The sequence below is a fragment of the Stenotrophomonas sp. CASM101 genome, from assembly GCF_049384845.1.
In the GTDB taxonomy this organism is placed as follows: domain Bacteria; phylum Pseudomonadota; class Gammaproteobacteria; order Xanthomonadales; family Xanthomonadaceae; genus Stenotrophomonas; species Stenotrophomonas hibiscicola.
In genome coordinates, this window is sequence record NZ_JBMRFR010000024.1 from 1 (window position 1) to 17,139 (window position 17,139).

A 17,139-nucleotide genomic window follows, 5' to 3' on the forward strand; every position below is an offset into this window, starting at 1 on the left:
TGGAAGATGGTCGCCCACTCACGCTGCCATTCGCGCGGCAGCGGCGGCGTGCCGTCCATCGCGCCATCCAGTGCATCCAGCTTGTGCACCATCTCGTGCACCGCCACGCAGTAGCCCTCGTGCGGCGCCGCCCAGTTCGCTGGAACGGCCGACGGCCAGTTCGCCGCGGTAATCCTTGATCAGGTCCTGCACGATCGACAGGCCGATGCCGTGGCCCTGCACGCGCTCGTCGCCACGCACGCCACGCTGTAGCACCTTGCCGATGTCGTCCGGGGCAATGCCCGGGCCATCGTCGTCCACCGCCAGCAGCAGGCCAGCGCGGCGCGCGTTCGGTGCCGGCAGCGGCTGCGCGGTCAGCAACACGCGGCGGTTGGCCCACTTGAAGGCATTTTCCAGCAGGTTGCCGAGCAGTTCCTGCAGGTCGCCCGGTTCGCCGTGGAAGCGCGCGGCCGGGTCGATGTCGAATTCGCACAGCACGCCCTTGGAGGCATAGACCTTTTCCAGGCCGCGCACGATCTCCTCGGCGTTGGATTCAATCGGCAGCGGCGCGGAGAACAGCTTGTGGCCCGACGATGCAGCACGTGCCAGCTGGTAGGAGACCAGGTTGTTCATGCGCTGCAGCTGCACGTCCAGCTCCTCGCGCAGGGCGCCATCGCCGGCACCGCTGTCCATCTGCGTGCGCAGCACGGCGATGGGCGTCTTCAGGCTGTGCGCCAGGTCGGCGAGGGTATTGCGCTGGCGCTCGAGGTTCTCGCGCTCGCTTTCAATGAAGGCGTTGATGCTGTCGGTCAGCGGCTCCAGCTCGCGCGGGTGGCGCTCGCTCATGCGCTCGGTCTCGCCGCGCTGCACCTTGGTCAGCTCGGTGATCACGCGACGCAGCGGCCGCAGGCTCCACTGCAGGATGACGGTCTGCAGCAGCAGCAGGATCAGGCCGATGCCGCCCAGGTAGAACCAGACCCGGCCACGGAACACGCGCAGCTGCGCGCCCAGCGCGCGCGAGTCTTCCATCACGTAGATGGTGTAGGGGAATTCGGTCGCCGGGTCGGCGTCGGCGTCCCACACCAGGCCCAGGCCATAGCGGTACACCGAGCCCTGGCTGCCGTCGATCTGGATCATCGGCAGCGGGCCTTCGAACACTTCCTGGCGCGGTGCCAGCAGGCCGCCGCCGACGGTGGGCAGCATCGGGCCTTCGGCGGACATCGAATTGCCCTTGCCGTGCGGCATCACCACCTGCAGGTACAGGCCACTGCCCGGCACGTCGAAGCGCGAATCCGGCGGCTGCTCGCGGATGTACAGCGAGCGGTCGCGGGTGAAATCGATGCCGGCCGCGTAGGCGGTGGCGTAGTTCTTCAGGCGCTCGCGCAGGTTCGCCTTCGCCGTATCGGCGAAGGCGGCGTCGAGTGCGTAACCGGCCAGGGCCAGAAACGCGACCAGGCCCACGGACGCGGCAAGCATCTGGCGCGCCTGCAGCGAGCGCGGCCGCCAGCGTCGGAAGAACCACAGACGGCCGGACATCATGGTGTCGCCAGGCGGAGCCGGCTCAGCCCTCGTTGCGCGGGATCGCGAAACGGTAGCCGCGACCGCGCACGGTCTCGATCGGCTTCAGTTCGCCATCCGGGTCCAGCTTCTTGCGCAGGCGACCGATGAACACTTCCAGCACGTTCGAGTCGCGGTCGAAGTCCTGCTGGTAGATGTGCTCGGTGAGGTCGGCCTTGGAGACCAGTTCACCGGCATGCATCATCAGGTACTCCAGCACCTTGTACTCGTAGCTGGTGAGGTCGACATTGCTGCCGGCCACGCTGACCGTCTGCGCTGCCAGGTCCAGGGCGACCGGGCCGCATTCCAGGGTTGGCTTGCTCCAGCCGGCGGCGCGGCGCAGCAGCGCGTTGACGCGGGCCAGCAGCTCTTCAACGTGGAACGGCTTGACCAGGTAGTCGTCGGCGCCCTGCTTCAGGCCTTCGACCTTGTCCTGCCAGCTCGAACGCGCGGTCAGGATCAGCACCGGGAACTTCTTGCCTTCGTCACGCAGGGCCTTGATCAGCTCCATGCCCGACATCTTGGGCAGGCCGAGGTCGATGATGCCGACATCGAACGGAACTTCACGCCCCATGTAGAGGCCTTCCTCGCCGTCCTGCGCAGCATCGACGGCAAAGCCTTCGCGCTTGAGCCGGGCTGCCAGGGTCTCACGCAGCGGGGCTTCGTCTTCGACCAGAAGGATACGCATGAACTCTCCCTAGTGTCCTGGGTGTGGCCCGGAGGCCTGTGGGGTACGGGTTGATAGCGACAACTATCCCTGTTCAGGGGTTATCGCCGCGTAGTGATGACATATCCGACCGCGGCGTGCGCGGCTGTGAACGCGACGGTGCGGGGTCGTCCATGTAGCGGACCCGGCCCCGGTCGTCCATGTACTTCACCCGGTTGATGTCACGCCCATCGAACGGCACGCGCTCGGCGCCGAGGATGTGGCCGCCGGTGGTGCGCTGCACGCGGCGCACGGCATCGGACAGCGAGCGCTCGTCGCCACGGCCACCGCGCTCGCCCCGCTCCATCATCTCCGCGCGCCCCTGGTCGCCGCGCGGCGGCTGCTGCGCAAGCGCCGACGACAGCGGCACAGCCGACAGCGCCACGCAGGTGGCCAGGGCAATGCGGCGATGGAAGGGAGCGGAAGACATCGATGCGATCCTAGCCGAGCACGGCGATTCGTTCAAAAGTCGTAAATCCGGAAGCCGGGTGCGGGACCCGGCCTTTACAATTCCTTTGCAAATTCTTGGTTTAGGGCAGTGAATCCGATCTGAACTTTTCCGGGCGATGCCGCGAGTTGTTCATCTAGGTGAACATTCGGGACGAATCGCCGCCCCTTGTCAAGTCAGGACTGTGACCGACGTCACGCTGCGGCGCGATCAGCTTCGCGTTCGGTGACCGCCAAGGCCTGTTCGACCAGGCTCCAGTCGGCGCCCGGGCGGTGTGCGCCCTCGCTCAGCACCTGACGGAATGCGCGGCCGCCGGGCTGGCCGTGGAACAGGCCGAGCAGGTGGCGGGTGATGTGCTTCAGCGCCAGGCCTTCGCCCAGACGCGTCTCGATGTAGGGGCGCAGCGCACGCAACAGGTCACCACGGGCCTGCAGCGGGGCGCCGGTGTGCAGCGCCTCCAGCTGATGCAGCAGGTAGGGGTCGTGGTAGGCCGCGCGGCCCAGCATCACGCCATCGACGTGCGCGGCCTGCGCCTGCACCGCCTCGATGCTGGCCAGGCCGCCGTTGATCACCACCGGCAGTGCCGGGCGCTCCTGCTTGAGGCGGTAGGCCCAGTCGTACTTCAGCGGCGGAACCTCGCGGTTCTCCTTCGGCGACAGGCCCTTCAGCCACGCGTTGCGCGCATGCACCACCACCATTGCGGCACCGGCGGCGACCTGGCGGTCGACGAAGGCGGCGAACACGTCGTAATCGTTGTCCTCGTCCACGCCCAGGCGGCATTTCACCGTCACCGGGATGTCGACCGCATCGACCATCGCCGCCACGCACTCGGCCACCAGCACCGGCTCGCGCATCAGGCAGGCGCCGAAACGCCCGGCCTGCACGCGGTCGGACGGGCAGCCGCAGTTGAGGTTGACCTCGTCGTATCCCCACTCGGCGGCAATGCGCGCAGCCTGCGCCAGCAGGGCCGGATCGCTGCCACCCAGCTGCAGCGCCAGCGGCTGTTCGCTGCGGTCGAAGCCGAGCAGGCGCTCGCGGTCGCCGTGGATGACCGCGTTGGCGTGCACCATCTCCGTGTACAGGCGTGCACCCGGCGCCAGCACGCGATGGAACACGCGGCAGTGGCGGTCGGTCCAGTCCATCATCGGCGCAACGGACAGGCGCAGGGAATCAGCGTAACGGGCGGTGGCGGACGTCATCGGGGTGTTGATCATGGAGACTGGCATTGCCAGTGAGATCAATAGTTTACACCGCCCGGCTGAATGCGCCCGGTCAGTCGCGCGGCAAGCGCCGGTTGGGCCCGCTTCCGGCTGGCGGCCGGGGTGGGCTGGGCGGTGGCAGCGGACGCTTCCTGCCCTCGGGGAGCTTGGGGTTTGCGTTCTCCATGGATACGACCAGCTGGTCCAGTGGTGGGTTGGAACCCTTCCTCAACTTAGCCATTGTCTGTCTCCTGGAGAATCTCGACCCATTGCACATCCACCGCGTGAATCAGTATGCCATCGAGCTGCGGAAGCTCCACCACGGCGGGGTTTGCCAGCGGATCCGCACCTTCATCTGGCGGATCCGCATCCACGAGCCAGGCCGGCATCTGCATGTAGAACTGTCCCGCAGCCGGGCTGATCGGCCACTCCTTGGGGTAGCCAGTCAGTCGACGGCCATCCTTCAGTTGCAGCACCACGAAAGCAGGACGCGTACCGAGCACGCAGTACCACTCGCTGGGGTGGGACGTCCGCGTGGTGAAGCCTGCGCGGCGGAGACCCGCGTGGAGAAAGTCCTTGTTCGCAGCAAGGGCCAATCCTGTCCCCAGCAGTCCGGCGAGGACAAACCCCCAGAGCAGGCTGCTGGTCTCGGTCCAGATCCCCAGCACAAAGCAGCGACCAGCCAGCAGGAGCATCAGTTCGATGAACTTGACCAGCGCCTGGACTACGAAGGTAAATACCAGCGCTTCCACGGTCCTTTCGAACTGCGGTGGCTTGGGGTGTGAAGTCAGCCCGTAGAACACCCAGGCTGCCAGGAAGCCCGGCAGCAGATAGGTCAGCAGCGTGGTGGCGTTGTTGAACAGCGTATCCATTCCGGAAGAAGTACTCCGTCGTGAGGATCACAACGGAGCACGATCGCGGCGATTCTTCCACCCTGGGCAGGGTTCACAGGCCACAGATGCAGCAACCGCAACAGCAGCCATGAAGTCGCAGTGATGCAGTCGCAGCCTATAGCGTCAATGTGCGCTATCGAACGGCACCGTCCAATGCCCTGCACTACATCGCTCGGGGAAGCTCGACCAAGCTGGTGGTCTGCCATGTGAGGTACAGTCCAACGCGTTGCAGGTTGCAGACGCTTTCCTTGGATTCGCAATGAGCAGGCTGAAGACGATTCCCTTCGATCCCGCAGACTATCTGGATGATGACGTCGCAATCGCCATCTATCTGAGCGCCGCCTTGGCGGCTGGTAATGCAAGCCATTTTCAGGAGGCGCTTGGAACAGTGGTGCGAGCGCGCGGCACAGGCAGCAATGCCGAAGAATCGGGTCTTGGCCGCGAGAACATCTAGGTAGGCGCGTACCGGGCTCGCTGGGCATCGCCCGGCGCTACCCATGCAACGCAGCAGGTCGTGCAGGATCGGGGCCCACCGAGCTGGGCACAGCGATCACACAGCTATCGTCAAATGCGACATGTTCTGACGCCAGCCCCCATTGCACCTTCCTTTTCAGCCGATAGGCTTCAGTACAGCGCACCGGCATACCCGTTATGGCATGCCCCACCTGCAGTCGTCTTCCCGCCCATGTTCGCCTCGTGAGGCCCAATGAAAAGGCAAGCTTTGGACACCGCCTTCGCCTCAATGAAGGACGCAGGATTTGTGCGCAACGGGCCGACCTTCATGAGAGTGCGCGAGCATTTCGTAGATGTTCTTTCACTGCAGACCAGAAGCGACGGCAAAGCACTCGCATTCAATGTCGGTGTGCTCGCCCGCTTCATCCCGGGGCGTTGCAAGGATCAGACCACGAACCTCAACAACACCGACTGCGACGTGAGCTGCAGGGCCGCTCCCGCAGGGAAAAGCGACCATTGGATAAGCGTTGAACAGGACGCTGAACTGCTCAAGACCGAGGTGGATGCTCTTTTGACGGAGAATGCCCTTCCCTTCTTTTCGCAGTTCCAGGACATCGATTCCATCTGTGGAGCGTTGACGATCGCGGCCATTCAGGCCGACTCGACGCCGGCACACTTCAATTCGGTCACGCGCGTCCGCAGGGCCCTGCTATCTGCCCTTTCATGGCAGGCCAAGGATGACACCGAGTCTGCCAAGGCGCTGGCCACATATGGACTCTCCATCTGCAATGGCGCTACCGCACTGAAAAGCCGATTCAGGAAAATTCTGGAGGCTTAGCCGCCCCCAGAACCGACCCGGGCATTGAAGCACTACCACTTCAGTGCGCGCTGCGCGCGCCACCGACCTGCTCGATCAGCGTCTGGCTGGCCGCATTGAGCCCCACCACCGTCACCTCCGCACCGTGCGCGGCCAGCTTTTCCTGCGCCCGCTCCAGCGCGGCCACAGCAGTCAGATCCCACAGGTGGGCATCGCGCAGGTCAATCTGCACCTTCGGCGCCACGTGCTGGTAATCGAACGCCGCACCCAGCTGCCCCGCCGAGGCAAAGAACACCTGCCCACGCACGCGGTAGACCTGCGTGCCACCGGCATCGTCGCGCTGCACATCCAGCATGTGGCCCACCTTGCGCGCGAAGAGCAGGGCCGACAGCAGCACACCGCTGAGCACACCCTTGGCCAGATCGTGGGTAGCCACGGTGACCACCACGGTCAGCAGCATCACCGCAGACGAGCTGCGCGGATGCGTGCGCAGGTCGCGCAGCGAGCGCCAGCTGAAGGTGCCGATGCTGACCATGATCATCACCGCCACCAGCGCAGCCATCGGGATCTGCCGCACCAGGTCGCTGCCGTACACCACCATTACCAGCAGGAACACGCCGGCCACCAGGCAGGACAGGCGGCCGCGGCCACCAGAGGTCACGTTGATCACCGACTGGCCGATCATCGCGCAGCCAGCCATGCCGCCGAGGAAGCCGGTGACCGTGTTCGCCACGCCTTGGCCGACGCATTCGCGGTTGCGTTCGCTGGGCGTCTCGGTGATGTCCTCGACAATCTGCAGGGTCATCATCGATTCGAGCAGGCCGACCACGGCCAGCGTGGCCGACACCGGCAACAGGATGCGCAGCGTTTCCCATGTGAGCGGCACATCGGGAATGAGGAAGTGTGGAAGGCTGTCTGGCAGCTGGCCCATGTCGCCGACGCTGCGCACGTCGATGCCGAAGCCGATCACCACGGCGGTGAGCACCACGATCGCGACCAGCGGCGAGGGTACGGCGCGGGTGATACGCGGCAGCAGGTAGATGATCGCCAGCGCGGCGGCGCACAGCACGTAGACCGTAGGGCCGCGGCCAATCAGTTCCGGCATCTGCGCGAGGAAGATCAGGATCGCCAGCGCGTTGACGAAGCCGGTGATGACCGAGCGCGAGACGAAGCGCATCAGCGAGCCGAGCTTGAACACGCCCGCGAGCACCTGCAGCAGGCCGGCCAGGATGCTGGCGGCGAACAGGTACTGCAGGCCGTGGTCCTTGACCAGGTCGACCATCACCAGCGCCATCGCACCGGTGGCGGCGGAGATCATTCCGGGGCGGCCGCCGGCGATGGCGGTGATGACGGCAATGGAGAACGCCGCGTACAGCCCGACCTTGGGGTCGACGCCGGCGATGAGCGAGAAAGCGATGGCCTCGGGAATCAGGGCCAGGGCGACGACGATGCCGGACAGCAGGTCGCCACGGAGGTTGCCGAGCCATTGCTGGCGCAGGGGGTAGGACGTTTGCATGGAAAAACTCCGCGCGCACGCGGGCGTGGCCGCGCGGCGCTGCAGTGGAAAGACACGGGTTCCTGAGCCGGGCGGGCCGGCTGCCGATGTGCGGCAAGGGTCAGGGTGGCGTGATCACTGCAGGCGGGTGTCGGTACGTGGGAGGGGCGCAGTCTACGGGAAGCGGCCGCACGAAGGTAGCGCGACCGGCCGCGAAAGGCCGCGGGGCATGGCGCCGCTCTACAATCGGGGCATGGCTACTGATCGCCCGCAGTTCTTCGACCCCGCCACCGAACAAGGCGTGTTGCGCCTGTCGATCGCCGCCTCGCTGCTACTGGCCGCCGCCGCAGTGGTGTTCGGCCTGCTGGCCAATTCCTCGCTGATCATCTTCGACGGCATCTACGGCCTGATCGACGTGGTGATGACCTGGCTGTCACTGCTGGTGGCGCGGCTGATCGCGCTGTCCACCCAGACCGATGCGTTGCAGTCGAGGCTCAACCAGCGCTTCACCATGGGTTTCTGGCACCTGGAGCCGATCGTGCTGGGGGTGAGCGGCACGCTGATGATCGGCGCGGCGCTGTATGCGCTGGTCAATGCGGTAGATGCACTGATGTCCGGGGGCCGCCACATTGCGCTGGGCCCCGCCATCGCCTTCGCCGGGCTGTCCATCGTCGGCGAAGGCGCGCTGGCATGGTTCATCCTGCGCGCCAACCGCCGCATCGGCTCGGAGTTCATCGCACTGGATGCGAAGAACTGGGTGATCGCGGCCAGCATGTCGGCCTGCTACCTGCTGGCCTTCCTCGGCGGCGTGCTGGTGCAGGGCACGTCCTGGGCCTGGGTCGGGCCGTACATCGACCCGGCCATCCTTGCCTTCGTCTGCGTGCTGGTGATGATCGCCCCGCTCGGCACCGTGCGCCGGGCGCTGGCCGGCATCCTGCTGGTCACCCCGCCGGAGCTGCAGGCGCACGTGGATGCCGTGGCACGCGCGATCGTGGCCAAGCATGGCTTCGTCGAGCACCGCAGCTACGTGGCGCAGGTGGGGCGAGGCGAGCAGATCGAGCTGTTCTTCGTGGTGCCGGAAAACGACCCACCACGGCCGCTGGTGGAATGGGACCAGCTGCGCGACGAGATCGGCGACGCGCTGGGCGAGGCCTCGCCGGACCGCTGGCTGACCATCATGTTCACCACCGACCGCGAGTGGACGATCTAGGCCGACAGGACGATCGATCAAGTTTTTCGTACGCCCTGCAACCCAACGTACGCGGAAAGCGGGCAAAGTAGGCTCCAACGCAACACCCACCCACCGACCAGGAGCATCCCGATGTCCATCGAAAAGGTTCTGTACACCGCCCAGGCCACCTCCACCGGCGGCCGTGAAGGCCGTTCCGTCTCCTCCGACAACGTGCTGGACATCCAGCTGTCGACCCCGCGCGAGCTGGGCGGCGCCGGTGGCCCGGGCACCAACCCCGAACAGCTGTTCGCGGCTGGCTACTCGGCCTGCTTCCTGGGCGCGCTGAAGTTCGTGGCCGGCCAGGCCAAGGTCGCGCTGCCGGCCGACACCACCGTGACCGGCAAGGTCGGTATCGGCCAGATCCCGACCGGCTTCGGCATCGAAGCCGAGCTGACCATCAACGTGCCGGGCGTGCCGCGCGAGCAGGTGGAAGAGCTGGTGCAGAAGGCGCACATCGTGTGCCCGTACTCGAATGCCACCCGCGGCAACATCGACGTGACGCTGGTCGTGGCCTGATGCGGTGATGCCGGCCAGCGGCCGGCACTACCCGCGCGAGGGCAAAAAAAATGGGCGGACGCCGGTCGAAACCGAACATCCGCCCATCCCACCTCGGGTGGGCCCCGGCGCGCAGCCGGGGACGCATTCGCTTCTGTAGAGCCGAGCCCCTGCTCGGCTGATCCGTCCGGCGCGGGAACATCCGGCGGAAAAGCAGCCGAGCACGGGCTCGGCTCTACATATCCAAGCCTTACTTCTCGCTGGTGATCAGCTGCACGACGCTGGAGAAATCCAGCTTGCCGCGGCCGGCCTGGTGGTTCATCGAGTACAGGTTGCGGGCCACTTCGCCCAGCGGGATCGAGGCACCGACACTCATCGCCGCTTCCACTGCCAGGCCCATGTCCTTCAGCATCAGATCGCTGCCGAAGCCGCCGCTGTAACCGCGTGAGGCCGGTGCATTTTCCAGCACGCCCGGCCACGGATTGCACACTTCGGTAGCCCAGCTGCGGCCGGTGCTGACCGCCATCATCTGCGACAGCACCTTCGGGTCCAGCCCGTGTGCCACGCCCAGCGCAATGGCTTCACCGGTCACCGCCATGATCACGCCCAGCGCCATGTTGTTGCACAGCTTGGCGACCTGGCCGGCGCCGCTGGCGCCCACGTGGAAGATGTTTTTGCCCATCGCCTGCAGCACCGGACGGGCACGCTCCAGCGCGTCCTCTTCGCCACCGACGATGAAGGTCAGCGTGCCGGCCTGGGCGCCTGCGGTACCACCGGAGACCGGTGCATCGATCATCTGCAGGCCACGTGCGGCGGCGGCCTCTGACACCTTGCGCGCGCTGGCCGGTGCGATCGTGCTGCAGTCGATGACCAGTGCGCCCTCCGGGATCGCGGCCAGGATGCCGTCGTCGCCCAGGTACACGCCTTCGACGTGACGGCTGGCTGGCAGCATCGAGATCACCACTTCGGCGTCGGCCAGGGTGTCGCGTGCCGACGACGCAGCACTGGCACCGGCGTCAACGGCGGCCTGGACCGCGGCCGGAACCAGATCGAACACGCGCACGCTGTGGCCGTTCTTGACCAGATTGGCGGCCATCGGGCCACCCATGTTGCCCAACCCGATGAATGCAATGCGGCTCATGCAAGGCTCCTTTCAACAAGGGGAGTGCCCAGGTCGGCCAGCGGATGCGCGGCATCGGCCCAGGGGGAAGCAAAGAAGGTGTCGGCCCACGCGCCGGTGGCCCCGGCCAGGGTGGCCGGGTTCCACTGCGGATTGCGATCCTTGTCGATCAGCAGCGCGCGGATGCCTTCGGCGAAATCGCCGTGGGCGGCGCAATGCAGGGCGACGATGTACTCCAGGCGGTAGATCGCGGCCAGATCCTGGCCGGCGCTGCGACGCTGAAGCTCGAAGGCCAGCCGCGCCGAACCCGGCGCACCGGCAGCAAGGGTCTTCTGAGCCGCCTGCAACCAGGCGTCGTCGGTCTGCAGGCCGGTAATGCTCGCCACGATGGCCTGCAGGTCATCGCCTTCGCACAGCGCCTGGACCTGTGCCGCATTGGCCAGCAGTGGACCGGTCGCAGCATCACTGGCATGCGACTGCAGCAGGTGGGTCAGGCGTTCGTGGTTGTGTGCGGGGTCGCTGGACCAGGCCACCTGCAGCAGCGCATCGAACACTGCACTGCGGCGCTCTTCGGCCACGTGCACATCGGCCAGGCCGGCATAGATGGCATCGCCCGGGTTGAGCAGTGCACCGGTCAGGGCCAGGAACAGGCCGCCCTTGGCCGGCACCCGCGGCAGCAGCCAGCTGCCACCGACATCGGGGAACAGGCCGACGGTGATTTCCGGGAAGGCCAGCTTGGAACGTTCGCTGACCACGCGGTGGCTGGCACCGGACATCAGGCCGATGCCGCCGCCCATCACAATGCCATGGCCCCAGCACAGGATCGGCTTGGCGTAGGTGTGGATGAGGTAATCGACGCGGTATTCGACGTCGAAGAACTCGGCAGCATAGGCGTTCTGGCGGATGTCGCTGTGGCCGGCCTCGCGGAAGGCGACCATGCTCTTGTACAGGCTGTGCAGGTCGCCGCCGGCGCAGAACGCCTTTTCACCGGCGCCCTGCAGCACCACCATGGCGATGCCGTCGTCGTCGGCCCAGGCATTCAACTGCTTCAGCAGCAGGTGCGCCATCGGCAGCGAGAATCCGTTGAGCGTGCGCGGCGCGTTGAGCGTGGCGATGCCGATGCGCGTGCCATTGCCGGCCACGCGCTCTTCGAACAGCACCGGTGCGTCGTCGGCAGCGGTGTCGATGCTCATGCGTTCTTCCACTGCGCGGTGCGCTTTTCCAGGAAGGCGGTTACGCCCTCGACCTGGTCGGCGGTGTCGAACAGGTCGACGAAGGCTTCGCGCTCGGCCACCAGCGCCGAGGCGTGGGTGCCGGCGCGGGTGGCCTGTACCAGCGTCTTGCAGGCGGCTATGCTGGTCGGGCTCTGCTTGCCGGCCTTCTTCGCCCATTCCAGTGCCAGTGCCTTGGCTTCGCCCTTGCCGACCTTTTCTTCGGCCAGGCCAATGCGCAGTGCGGTCTCGGCATTGATGCGCTCGCCCAGCAGGATCATGCGCTTGGCCCAGCCCTCGCCCACCAGGCGCGGCAGGTTCTGGGTGCCACCGGCACACGGCAGCAGGCCGACGGTGGCCTCCGGCAGCGCCACTTGGGCGTGGTCTTCGATGATGCGCAGGTCGCAGGCCAGTGCGCATTCCAGGCCACCGCCCATGGCGTAGCCGTTGATGGCGGCGATCGACACGCCACGGAACCCGGACAGCGCTTCGAAGGCTTCACCGAAGCGACGCGCGGCCTCGCGCGCAGCGGCCTTGTCGCCGGAGGCGAACTGGTTGAGGTCGGCACCGGCGGAGAAGAACTTCTCGCCGTCACCGGTAATCACCAACGCGTAGATGTCGCGGTCTGCGTTGAGCGCGCCCACCAGGTCGCGCAGCGCCGACAGGCTGTGCACGGTCCAGGTGTGCGCCGGCGGGTTGTTCAGGGTGACCACGGCGGTGTGGCCATCGACCTCCACCTTCAGGCCCACGTGCTCCTGGGTACGCCAATCCTTCATCGCAGTTCCTCTTCGGTGTTGAGCAGGTGACGGGCAACGATCACCCGCATGATCTCGTTGGTGCCTTCCAGGATCTGGTGCACGCGGCAGTCACGCAGCAGGCGTTCGATCGGGTATTCACGGATGTAGCCGTAGCCACCGTGGATCTGCAGCGCTTCGTTGCAGACGTTGAAACCGGCATCGGTAGCGAAACGCTTGGCCATCGCGCACCACACGTTGGCGTCGCTGGCACCGGCATCGAGCTTGCGTGCGGCGGTGTGCACCATCTGCCGCGCGGCCACCAGCTGGGTGACCATGTCGGCCAGCTTGAACTGCAGCGCCTGGAATTCGGCCAGCGCCTTGCCGAACTGGCGGCGCTCGCCCATGTAGCGGCGTGCGGCATCCAGCGCACCTTGCGCGGCACCCAGCGAACAGGCGGCGATGTTGATGCGGCCGCCGTCGAGCCCCTTCATCGCCAGTTTGAAGCCGCCGCCTTCCTCTCCCAGAAGGTGGCTGACCGGCACGCGGACGTTTTCGAAGGTGATGCCGCGGGTGGGCTGGCTGTTCCAGCCCATCTTCTCTTCCTTGCGGCCGAAGCTGATGCCCTGCAGGTCCGACGGCACGGCAATGGCGCTGACACCACCGGCACCGGCACCGCCGGTGCGCGCCATCACCACCAGCAGCTCGGTGGCCCCGGCGCCGGAGATGAAGGCCTTCGAGCCGTTCAGCACATAGAAGTCGCCATCGCGCACGGCGGTGGTCTTCAGCGAGGCCGCATCGGAACCGGCGCCCGGCTCGGTCAGGCAGTACGAGGCCAGCTTGCTGCCTGAGGACAGGTCGCTGCCCCAGGCATCGCGCAGTGCCGGCTGGCCCCACGTGGACACCATCCACGAGGCCATGTTGTGGATGCTGATGTACGCCGCCGTCGACGGATCGACGTTGGCGAGCTCCTCGATGACGACGGCGGCGTCCAGCCGGCTCAAGCCGCTGCCGCCCACTTCCGGGTCCATGTACAGACCGCAGAAGCCCAACTCACCGGCCTTGGCGATCGCCTCGCGCGGAAAGATGCCCTCCGCATCCCATCGCGCGGCGTGTGGCGCCAGTTCGGCCTGTGCGAAGTCGCGCGCTGCCTCGCGGTACGCCTGCTGCGCTTCTTCCAGTTCCGTCGTCATCGAGTGGCTCATGGCTGCTCCTGCCGTTACTTCAGGCTGATCGTGGTGTTGACGCCGTGGCTCAGCGTTTCGTCATCGAACCAGCGCGCGGTGACCGTCTTGGTCTGGGTGTAGAACAGCACCACCTGCTTGCCGTACGGGCCCAGGTCGCCCAGCTTGGAGGCGCGCGAACCGGTGAACGAGAACAGCGGCACCGGCACCGGGATCGGCACGTTGATGCCGACCTGGCCGACGTCGATGTCTTCCTGGAACTTGCGCGCGGCAGCGCCAGACTGGGTGAACAGTGCGGTGCCGTTGCCGTTCGGGTTGCTGTTGACCATCGCGATGGCGTCTTCCAGCGTCTCTGCTTCGAGGATGACCAGCACCGGCCCGAAGATTTCTTCCTGGTAGATGCGCATGTCGGTGGTGACACCGGCAAAGATGGTCGGGCCGACGAAGTTGCCCTTCTCGAAGCCATCGACCTGCGGCTTGCGGCCATCCAGCACCAGCTTGGCACCCTGCTCCACGCCCGAGGCGATCAGGCCTTCCACGCGCTCGCGGGCGCTGCAGGAGATGACCGGGCCGACGTCGGTGCCGGCCACGGTGCCGGCACTGACCTTCAGGGTCTTGGCCTTTTCAACCAGATCCTGCACCCAGTTGCGCGCTTCACCGACCAGCACCAGGGTGGAGGCGGCCATGCAGCGCTGGCCGGCCGCACCGAAGGCGGCGCCGACCATCGCGTTGAGGGTCTGTTCCTTGTTGGCGTCCGGCAGCACCACGGCGTGGTTCTTGGCGCCCATCATGCACTGCACGCGCTTGCCGGCCAGCGAGGCACGGTTGTACACGTGGGTGCCGACGCGGGTGGAACCGACGAACGACACGGCCTTGATGTCCGGGTGGTCGCAGATCGCGTTGACCACTTCCTCGCCGCCGTGGACGACGTTCAGCACGCCCTTCGGAATGCCGGCTTCCAGGGCAAGCTCGACCAGGCGCATGGTGACCATCGGGTCCTGCTCGGACGGCTTGAGGATGAAGGTGTTGCCGGTGGCGATCGCCATCGGGAACATCCACAGCGGAATCATCGCCGGGAAGTTGAACGGGGTGATGCCAGCGCACACGCCCAGCGGCTGCATGATCGTGTAGGTATCCACGCCATTGGCCACGTTGTTGGCCAACTCACCCAGCTGCAGGTTGCCGATGGCGGCCGCATGCTCGACCACTTCCAGGCCGCGGAACACATCGCCTTCGGCGTCGGGCAGGGTCTTGCCCTGTTCGGCGGTGAGGATGTGGGCCAGCTCGCTCATGTTGTCGCGGATCAGCTGCTGGTACTTCAGGAAGATGCGCGCGCGGGTGCCGATCGGGGTCTTGCGCCAGGTCTTGAAGGCTTCCTTGGCGGCGGCGACGGCGGCGTCCACCTCCGCGGTGGTGGCGAACGGCACCTTGGCCAGCACGTCCTGGGTGGCCGGATTGATCACGTCCTGCCAGTGGGAGGTGGCCGATTCGATGAACTGGCCATCGATCAGCATGCGGATACGGGGCGCTTCAACAGTCATGACGACAATCCCACGGGCTCGAAAGATGCTTGGCATTATTCACAGCAGCCACCTCGATTTCCGGCCTGAATCCGCTTAATCTGGCCAACACGCCAGACGATTCATGTTAATTCTGTGAATTATTCATCCAGCCAGCGGCAGCTTGGCCTTCGCTTGCTGCGGCTGCGCGAGCAGCGCGGCTACAGCCAGGTGGACCTGGCCCGCGCCTTGGGCCTGTCGGCCAGTTACCTGAACCAGATCGAGCGCAACAAGCGCCCACTCACCCCGGCCGTGCAGAAGAAGCTGGGCGAAGTATTGGGCGACGTTTCCTCACTATTCGACGAAGATGAGCCTGCCGCGCTGCAGGAAGCGCTGGGCGAAACCCTGCGCGACCTGGGCCTGGCGGAGGTCAGCGCGACCGAGCTGCGCGCCTTGGCCGGCAACCTGCCGCAGGTCAGCCGCGCCCTGCTGGATCTGCACCGCCGCCACCTGGCGCTGCGTGAGCATGCCGCCGCCCTGGAGTTCCAGCTGGGCGAGCCCGGCGCCGGGAGCATCCTGCCCGCAGGCGACCAGGTGCGTGAGTTCTTCAACCGCATGCACAACCACATTCCCGAACTGGACGAGCTGGCCGAGCGTCTGTTCGCCGAGTGGGGGCTGTCGCCCGGGCACGTGGCACCACGCCTGCGCCAGCTGTTGGCCGACCGCCACGGCGTGCTGGTGGAAGTGGCCGCGCTGCAGGCCGGGCGCGAGAAGCGCCAGTACGATGCCGAAGCACGGCGGCTGTGGTTGCCGGACTACCTGGAGCCAGGCCAGCAGGCATTCCAGATGGCCGCCGAGCTGGCCCTGCACGGCTACCTGCCGCAGATCGATGCGGTGGTGGCACGTGCCGGCTTCACCGATGAGGCACGCATCGCTCAGGCCCGCATCGGTCTGTCGAACTATTTCGCTGGCGCCCTGGTGATGCCGTACATGCGCTTCCTGCGTGCGGCCGAGGCCAGCAGCTACGACATCGAACTGCTGGCACACCAGTTCGGCGTCGGCTTCGAAGCGGTCTGCCATCGGCTGAGCACGCTGGCACGGCGCAGCGCGCCCGGGCTGCCGTTCTTCTTCATCCGCGTGGACCGCGCGGGCAATGTGTCCAAGCGCCATTCGGCCACCGACTTCCACTTCTCGCAGGTGGGTGGTTCGTGCCCGCTGTGGATCGTCTACGAGGCGTTCAACCAGCCCGGGCGCATCCTTACGCAGACCGCGCGCATGCCCGATGGGCGACGGCATTTCTGGCTGGCACGGCAGGTCAGCAGTGGTCCGGTCGGCCATGGCCAGCCGCGCAAGACGTTTGCGGTAGCGCTGGGCTGCGACCTGCAGCATGCCGAGCGGTTGGTGTATTCACTGGGGCTGGATGTGCAGAGCCCGGGCAATTCGGTGTCAATCGGCCCGGGGTGCCGGGTGTGCCCGCGGGAGGACTGCATGCAGCGTGCGTTCGCGCAGTTGCCGGGGAGATAGGTTCTTCTGCAGGGCTGCGCCCTGCACCCTGTAGAGTCGAGCCATGCTCGACTGAAGCAACGGGTAGGTGCCCACCTTGGTGGGCACGCTCTGGCCGTGCGCGAAATGCATCCACGCGTGGCGTGGATCTACTAATCCCAATACACGGTCAGCACGCGGTGGCCTTGCGAGGGTACGGGGGCGTCGATGTGCTGGCCGTAGGGCCAGCCTTCACCCACACCGTCGCATTCCAGACCCTGCAGCCAGCCTTCCACGGTCTCGACGTCGGCGCGGGTGAGCACGTGCACGTTCTCTGCGGCAGGCCATTCGCTGTCGTCTTCCAATGCGCTGCTCCAGTCCTGGTGCAGGCCTACATACACGCCTTCCACCTCGGGCTTTTCGGCAATCGCGGCCAGGCGCGCGTACAGCTCGGCAATCGGCGGGCGGCCGAAACCCCATTGGTTGGGCGCGATGCATTCTTCGAAATCATTGCCTTCGAAGTACGCGGCCAGTGGCACCACCGGCAGGTGCTCCGGGTCGCGGGCATCAAGGCGTTCAAGCAGATCCAACAGTTCCTGGCGGGCAGACATCCACAGCTCCTTGCAGCATGAAGCA

16 protein-coding genes and 2 pseudogenes are annotated in these 17,139 nt (G+C 66.3%); 5 read left to right on the top strand and 13 right to left on the bottom strand.

From position 1 onward, the window contains the following. The 6 genes and pseudogenes from VG543_RS19830 to VG543_RS19855 all read right to left on the bottom strand — a co-directional run. Positions 1-146: pseudogene (locus tag VG543_RS19830) on the bottom strand (zinc-dependent peptidase); the annotation flags it as partial. Continuing rightward, a pseudogene (locus VG543_RS19835) lies at positions 124-1,515 on the bottom strand (sensor histidine kinase); the annotation flags it as partial. The pseudogenes VG543_RS19830 and VG543_RS19835, both read right to left, overlap by 23 nt. A gap of 25 nt (positions 1,516-1,540) precedes the next feature. Next, positions 1,541-2,224: a response regulator transcription factor gene (locus VG543_RS19840; RefSeq protein WP_004136763.1), complete on the bottom strand. Its 684-nt coding sequence runs from the start codon at positions 2,222-2,224 to the stop codon at positions 1,541-1,543. A 73-nt stretch (positions 2,225-2,297) separates the two neighbouring features. Next, a complete protein-coding gene (locus VG543_RS19845) occupies positions 2,298-2,672 on the bottom strand; it encodes a hypothetical protein (protein ID WP_058979781.1) in 375 nt (124 codons plus the stop codon). 212 nt (positions 2,673-2,884) lie between these two features. Beyond that, the gene (gene dusA, locus VG543_RS19850) at positions 2,885-3,916 is read right to left on the bottom strand and encodes a tRNA dihydrouridine(20/20a) synthase DusA (RefSeq protein ID WP_423179091.1); all 1,032 of its coding nucleotides are present in this window, start codon (positions 3,914-3,916) and stop codon (positions 2,885-2,887) included. Positions 3,917-4,122: 206 nt separating this feature from the next. After that, positions 4,123-4,761 (bottom strand): DUF6338 family protein, encoded by a 639-nt coding sequence (locus tag VG543_RS19855; protein ID WP_058979776.1) that lies wholly within the window; start codon positions 4,759-4,761, stop codon positions 4,123-4,125. A gap of 280 nt (positions 4,762-5,041) precedes the next feature. Between VG543_RS19855 and VG543_RS19860 the strand changes: the two genes are divergently transcribed. Then, entirely contained in the window at positions 5,042-5,236 is a 195-nt protein-coding gene (locus tag VG543_RS19860; protein WP_227844238.1) for an addiction module antidote protein, read from the top strand. A 267-nt stretch (positions 5,237-5,503) separates the two neighbouring features. After that, positions 5,504-6,073 (top strand): DUF4304 domain-containing protein, encoded by a 570-nt coding sequence (locus VG543_RS19865; RefSeq protein ID WP_167693004.1) that lies wholly within the window; start codon positions 5,504-5,506, stop codon positions 6,071-6,073. 40 nt (positions 6,074-6,113) lie between these two features. Here the strand turns inward: VG543_RS19865 and VG543_RS19870 are convergent, their stop codons facing one another. Next, positions 6,114-7,568, bottom strand: coding sequence for a SulP family inorganic anion transporter (locus VG543_RS19870; RefSeq protein WP_058979773.1), 1,455 nt, complete (start codon positions 7,566-7,568; stop codon positions 6,114-6,116). 208 nt (positions 7,569-7,776) lie between these two features. Between VG543_RS19870 and VG543_RS19875 the strand changes: the two genes are divergently transcribed. Then, positions 7,777-8,757, top strand: a complete 981-nt coding sequence (locus VG543_RS19875) for a cation diffusion facilitator family transporter (RefSeq protein ID WP_021203767.1) — start codon at positions 7,777-7,779, stop codon at positions 8,755-8,757. 111 nt (positions 8,758-8,868) lie between these two features. Then, positions 8,869-9,294 carry an organic hydroperoxide resistance protein gene (locus VG543_RS19880; protein ID WP_005411948.1) on the top strand — a complete coding sequence of 142 codons (426 nt, stop codon included), beginning with the start codon at positions 8,869-8,871 and terminating at the stop codon, positions 9,292-9,294. A 229-nt stretch (positions 9,295-9,523) separates the two neighbouring features. On the opposite strand, the gene mmsB is transcribed toward VG543_RS19880, so the two are convergent. From mmsB to VG543_RS19905, 5 genes are read right to left on the bottom strand one after another with little or no spacing between them, the layout of a single operon-like run. Continuing rightward, entirely contained in the window at positions 9,524-10,414 is an 891-nt protein-coding gene (gene mmsB, locus VG543_RS19885; protein WP_019661847.1) for a 3-hydroxyisobutyrate dehydrogenase, read from the bottom strand. Continuing rightward, positions 10,411-11,586 carry an enoyl-CoA hydratase/isomerase family protein gene (locus tag VG543_RS19890; RefSeq protein WP_423179090.1) on the bottom strand — a complete coding sequence of 392 codons (1,176 nt, stop codon included), beginning with the start codon at positions 11,584-11,586 and terminating at the stop codon, positions 10,411-10,413. Before VG543_RS19890 ends, mmsB begins: the two co-directional genes overlap by 4 nt. Continuing rightward, positions 11,583-12,380: an enoyl-CoA hydratase gene (locus VG543_RS19895; RefSeq protein ID WP_019661849.1), complete on the bottom strand. Its 798-nt coding sequence runs from the start codon at positions 12,378-12,380 to the stop codon at positions 11,583-11,585. The genes VG543_RS19890 and VG543_RS19895 overlap by 4 nt, the downstream gene beginning before the upstream one ends. After that, a complete protein-coding gene (locus VG543_RS19900; RefSeq protein WP_019661850.1) occupies positions 12,377-13,543 on the bottom strand; it encodes an acyl-CoA dehydrogenase family protein in 1,167 nt (388 codons plus the stop codon). The genes VG543_RS19895 and VG543_RS19900 overlap by 4 nt, the downstream gene beginning before the upstream one ends. A 14-nt stretch (positions 13,544-13,557) precedes the next feature. Then, complete coding sequence (locus VG543_RS19905; RefSeq protein WP_423179089.1) at positions 13,558-15,063, bottom strand: CoA-acylating methylmalonate-semialdehyde dehydrogenase; 1,506 nt, start codon at positions 15,061-15,063, stop codon at positions 13,558-13,560. Between the two features lie 114 nt (positions 15,064-15,177). Between VG543_RS19905 and VG543_RS19910 the strand changes: the two genes are divergently transcribed. Then, the gene (locus VG543_RS19910; RefSeq protein ID WP_019661852.1) at positions 15,178-16,545 is read left to right on the top strand and encodes a helix-turn-helix domain-containing protein; all 1,368 of its coding nucleotides are present in this window, start codon (positions 15,178-15,180) and stop codon (positions 16,543-16,545) included. Positions 16,546-16,676: 131 nt separating this feature from the next. Here the strand turns inward: VG543_RS19910 and VG543_RS19915 are convergent, their stop codons facing one another. Further along, positions 16,677-17,114: a hypothetical protein gene (locus tag VG543_RS19915; RefSeq protein ID WP_111097697.1), complete on the bottom strand. Its 438-nt coding sequence runs from the start codon at positions 17,112-17,114 to the stop codon at positions 16,677-16,679. Between the last annotated feature and the right edge of the window lie 25 nt (positions 17,115-17,139).

Excerpts from the sequence above, each read along its gene's own strand:
- VG543_RS19840 (WP_004136763.1), bottom strand. The coding sequence starts at position 2,224 with ATGCGTATCCTTCTGGTCGAAGACGAAGCCCCGCTGCGTGAGACCCTG.
- VG543_RS19845 (WP_058979781.1), bottom strand. The coding sequence starts at position 2,672 with ATGTCTTCCGCTCCCTTCCATCGCCGCATTGCCCTGGCCACCTGCGTG.
- dusA (WP_423179091.1), bottom strand. The coding sequence starts at position 3,916 with ATGCCAGTCTCCATGATCAACACCCCGATGACGTCCGCCACCGCCCGT.
- VG543_RS19855 (WP_058979776.1), bottom strand. The coding sequence starts at position 4,761 with ATGGATACGCTGTTCAACAACGCCACCACGCTGCTGACCTATCTGCTG.
- VG543_RS19860 (WP_227844238.1), top strand. The coding sequence starts at position 5,042 with ATGAGCAGGCTGAAGACGATTCCCTTCGATCCCGCAGACTATCTGGAT.
- VG543_RS19870 (WP_058979773.1), bottom strand. The coding sequence starts at position 7,568 with ATGCAAACGTCCTACCCCCTGCGCCAGCAATGGCTCGGCAACCTCCGT.
- VG543_RS19875 (WP_021203767.1), top strand. The coding sequence starts at position 7,777 with ATGGCGCCGCTCTACAATCGGGGCATGGCTACTGATCGCCCGCAGTTC.
- VG543_RS19880 (WP_005411948.1), top strand. The coding sequence starts at position 8,869 with ATGTCCATCGAAAAGGTTCTGTACACCGCCCAGGCCACCTCCACCGGC.
- mmsB (WP_019661847.1), bottom strand. The coding sequence starts at position 10,414 with ATGAGCCGCATTGCATTCATCGGGTTGGGCAACATGGGTGGCCCGATG.
- VG543_RS19890 (WP_423179090.1), bottom strand. The coding sequence starts at position 11,586 with ATGAGCATCGACACCGCTGCCGACGACGCACCGGTGCTGTTCGAAGAG.
- VG543_RS19895 (WP_019661849.1), bottom strand. The coding sequence starts at position 12,380 with ATGAAGGATTGGCGTACCCAGGAGCACGTGGGCCTGAAGGTGGAGGTC.
- VG543_RS19900 (WP_019661850.1), bottom strand. The coding sequence starts at position 13,543 with ATGAGCCACTCGATGACGACGGAACTGGAAGAAGCGCAGCAGGCGTAC.
- VG543_RS19905 (WP_423179089.1), bottom strand. The coding sequence starts at position 15,063 with ATGACTGTTGAAGCGCCCCGTATCCGCATGCTGATCGATGGCCAGTTC.
- VG543_RS19915 (WP_111097697.1), bottom strand. The coding sequence starts at position 17,114 with ATGTCTGCCCGCCAGGAACTGTTGGATCTGCTTGAACGCCTTGATGCC.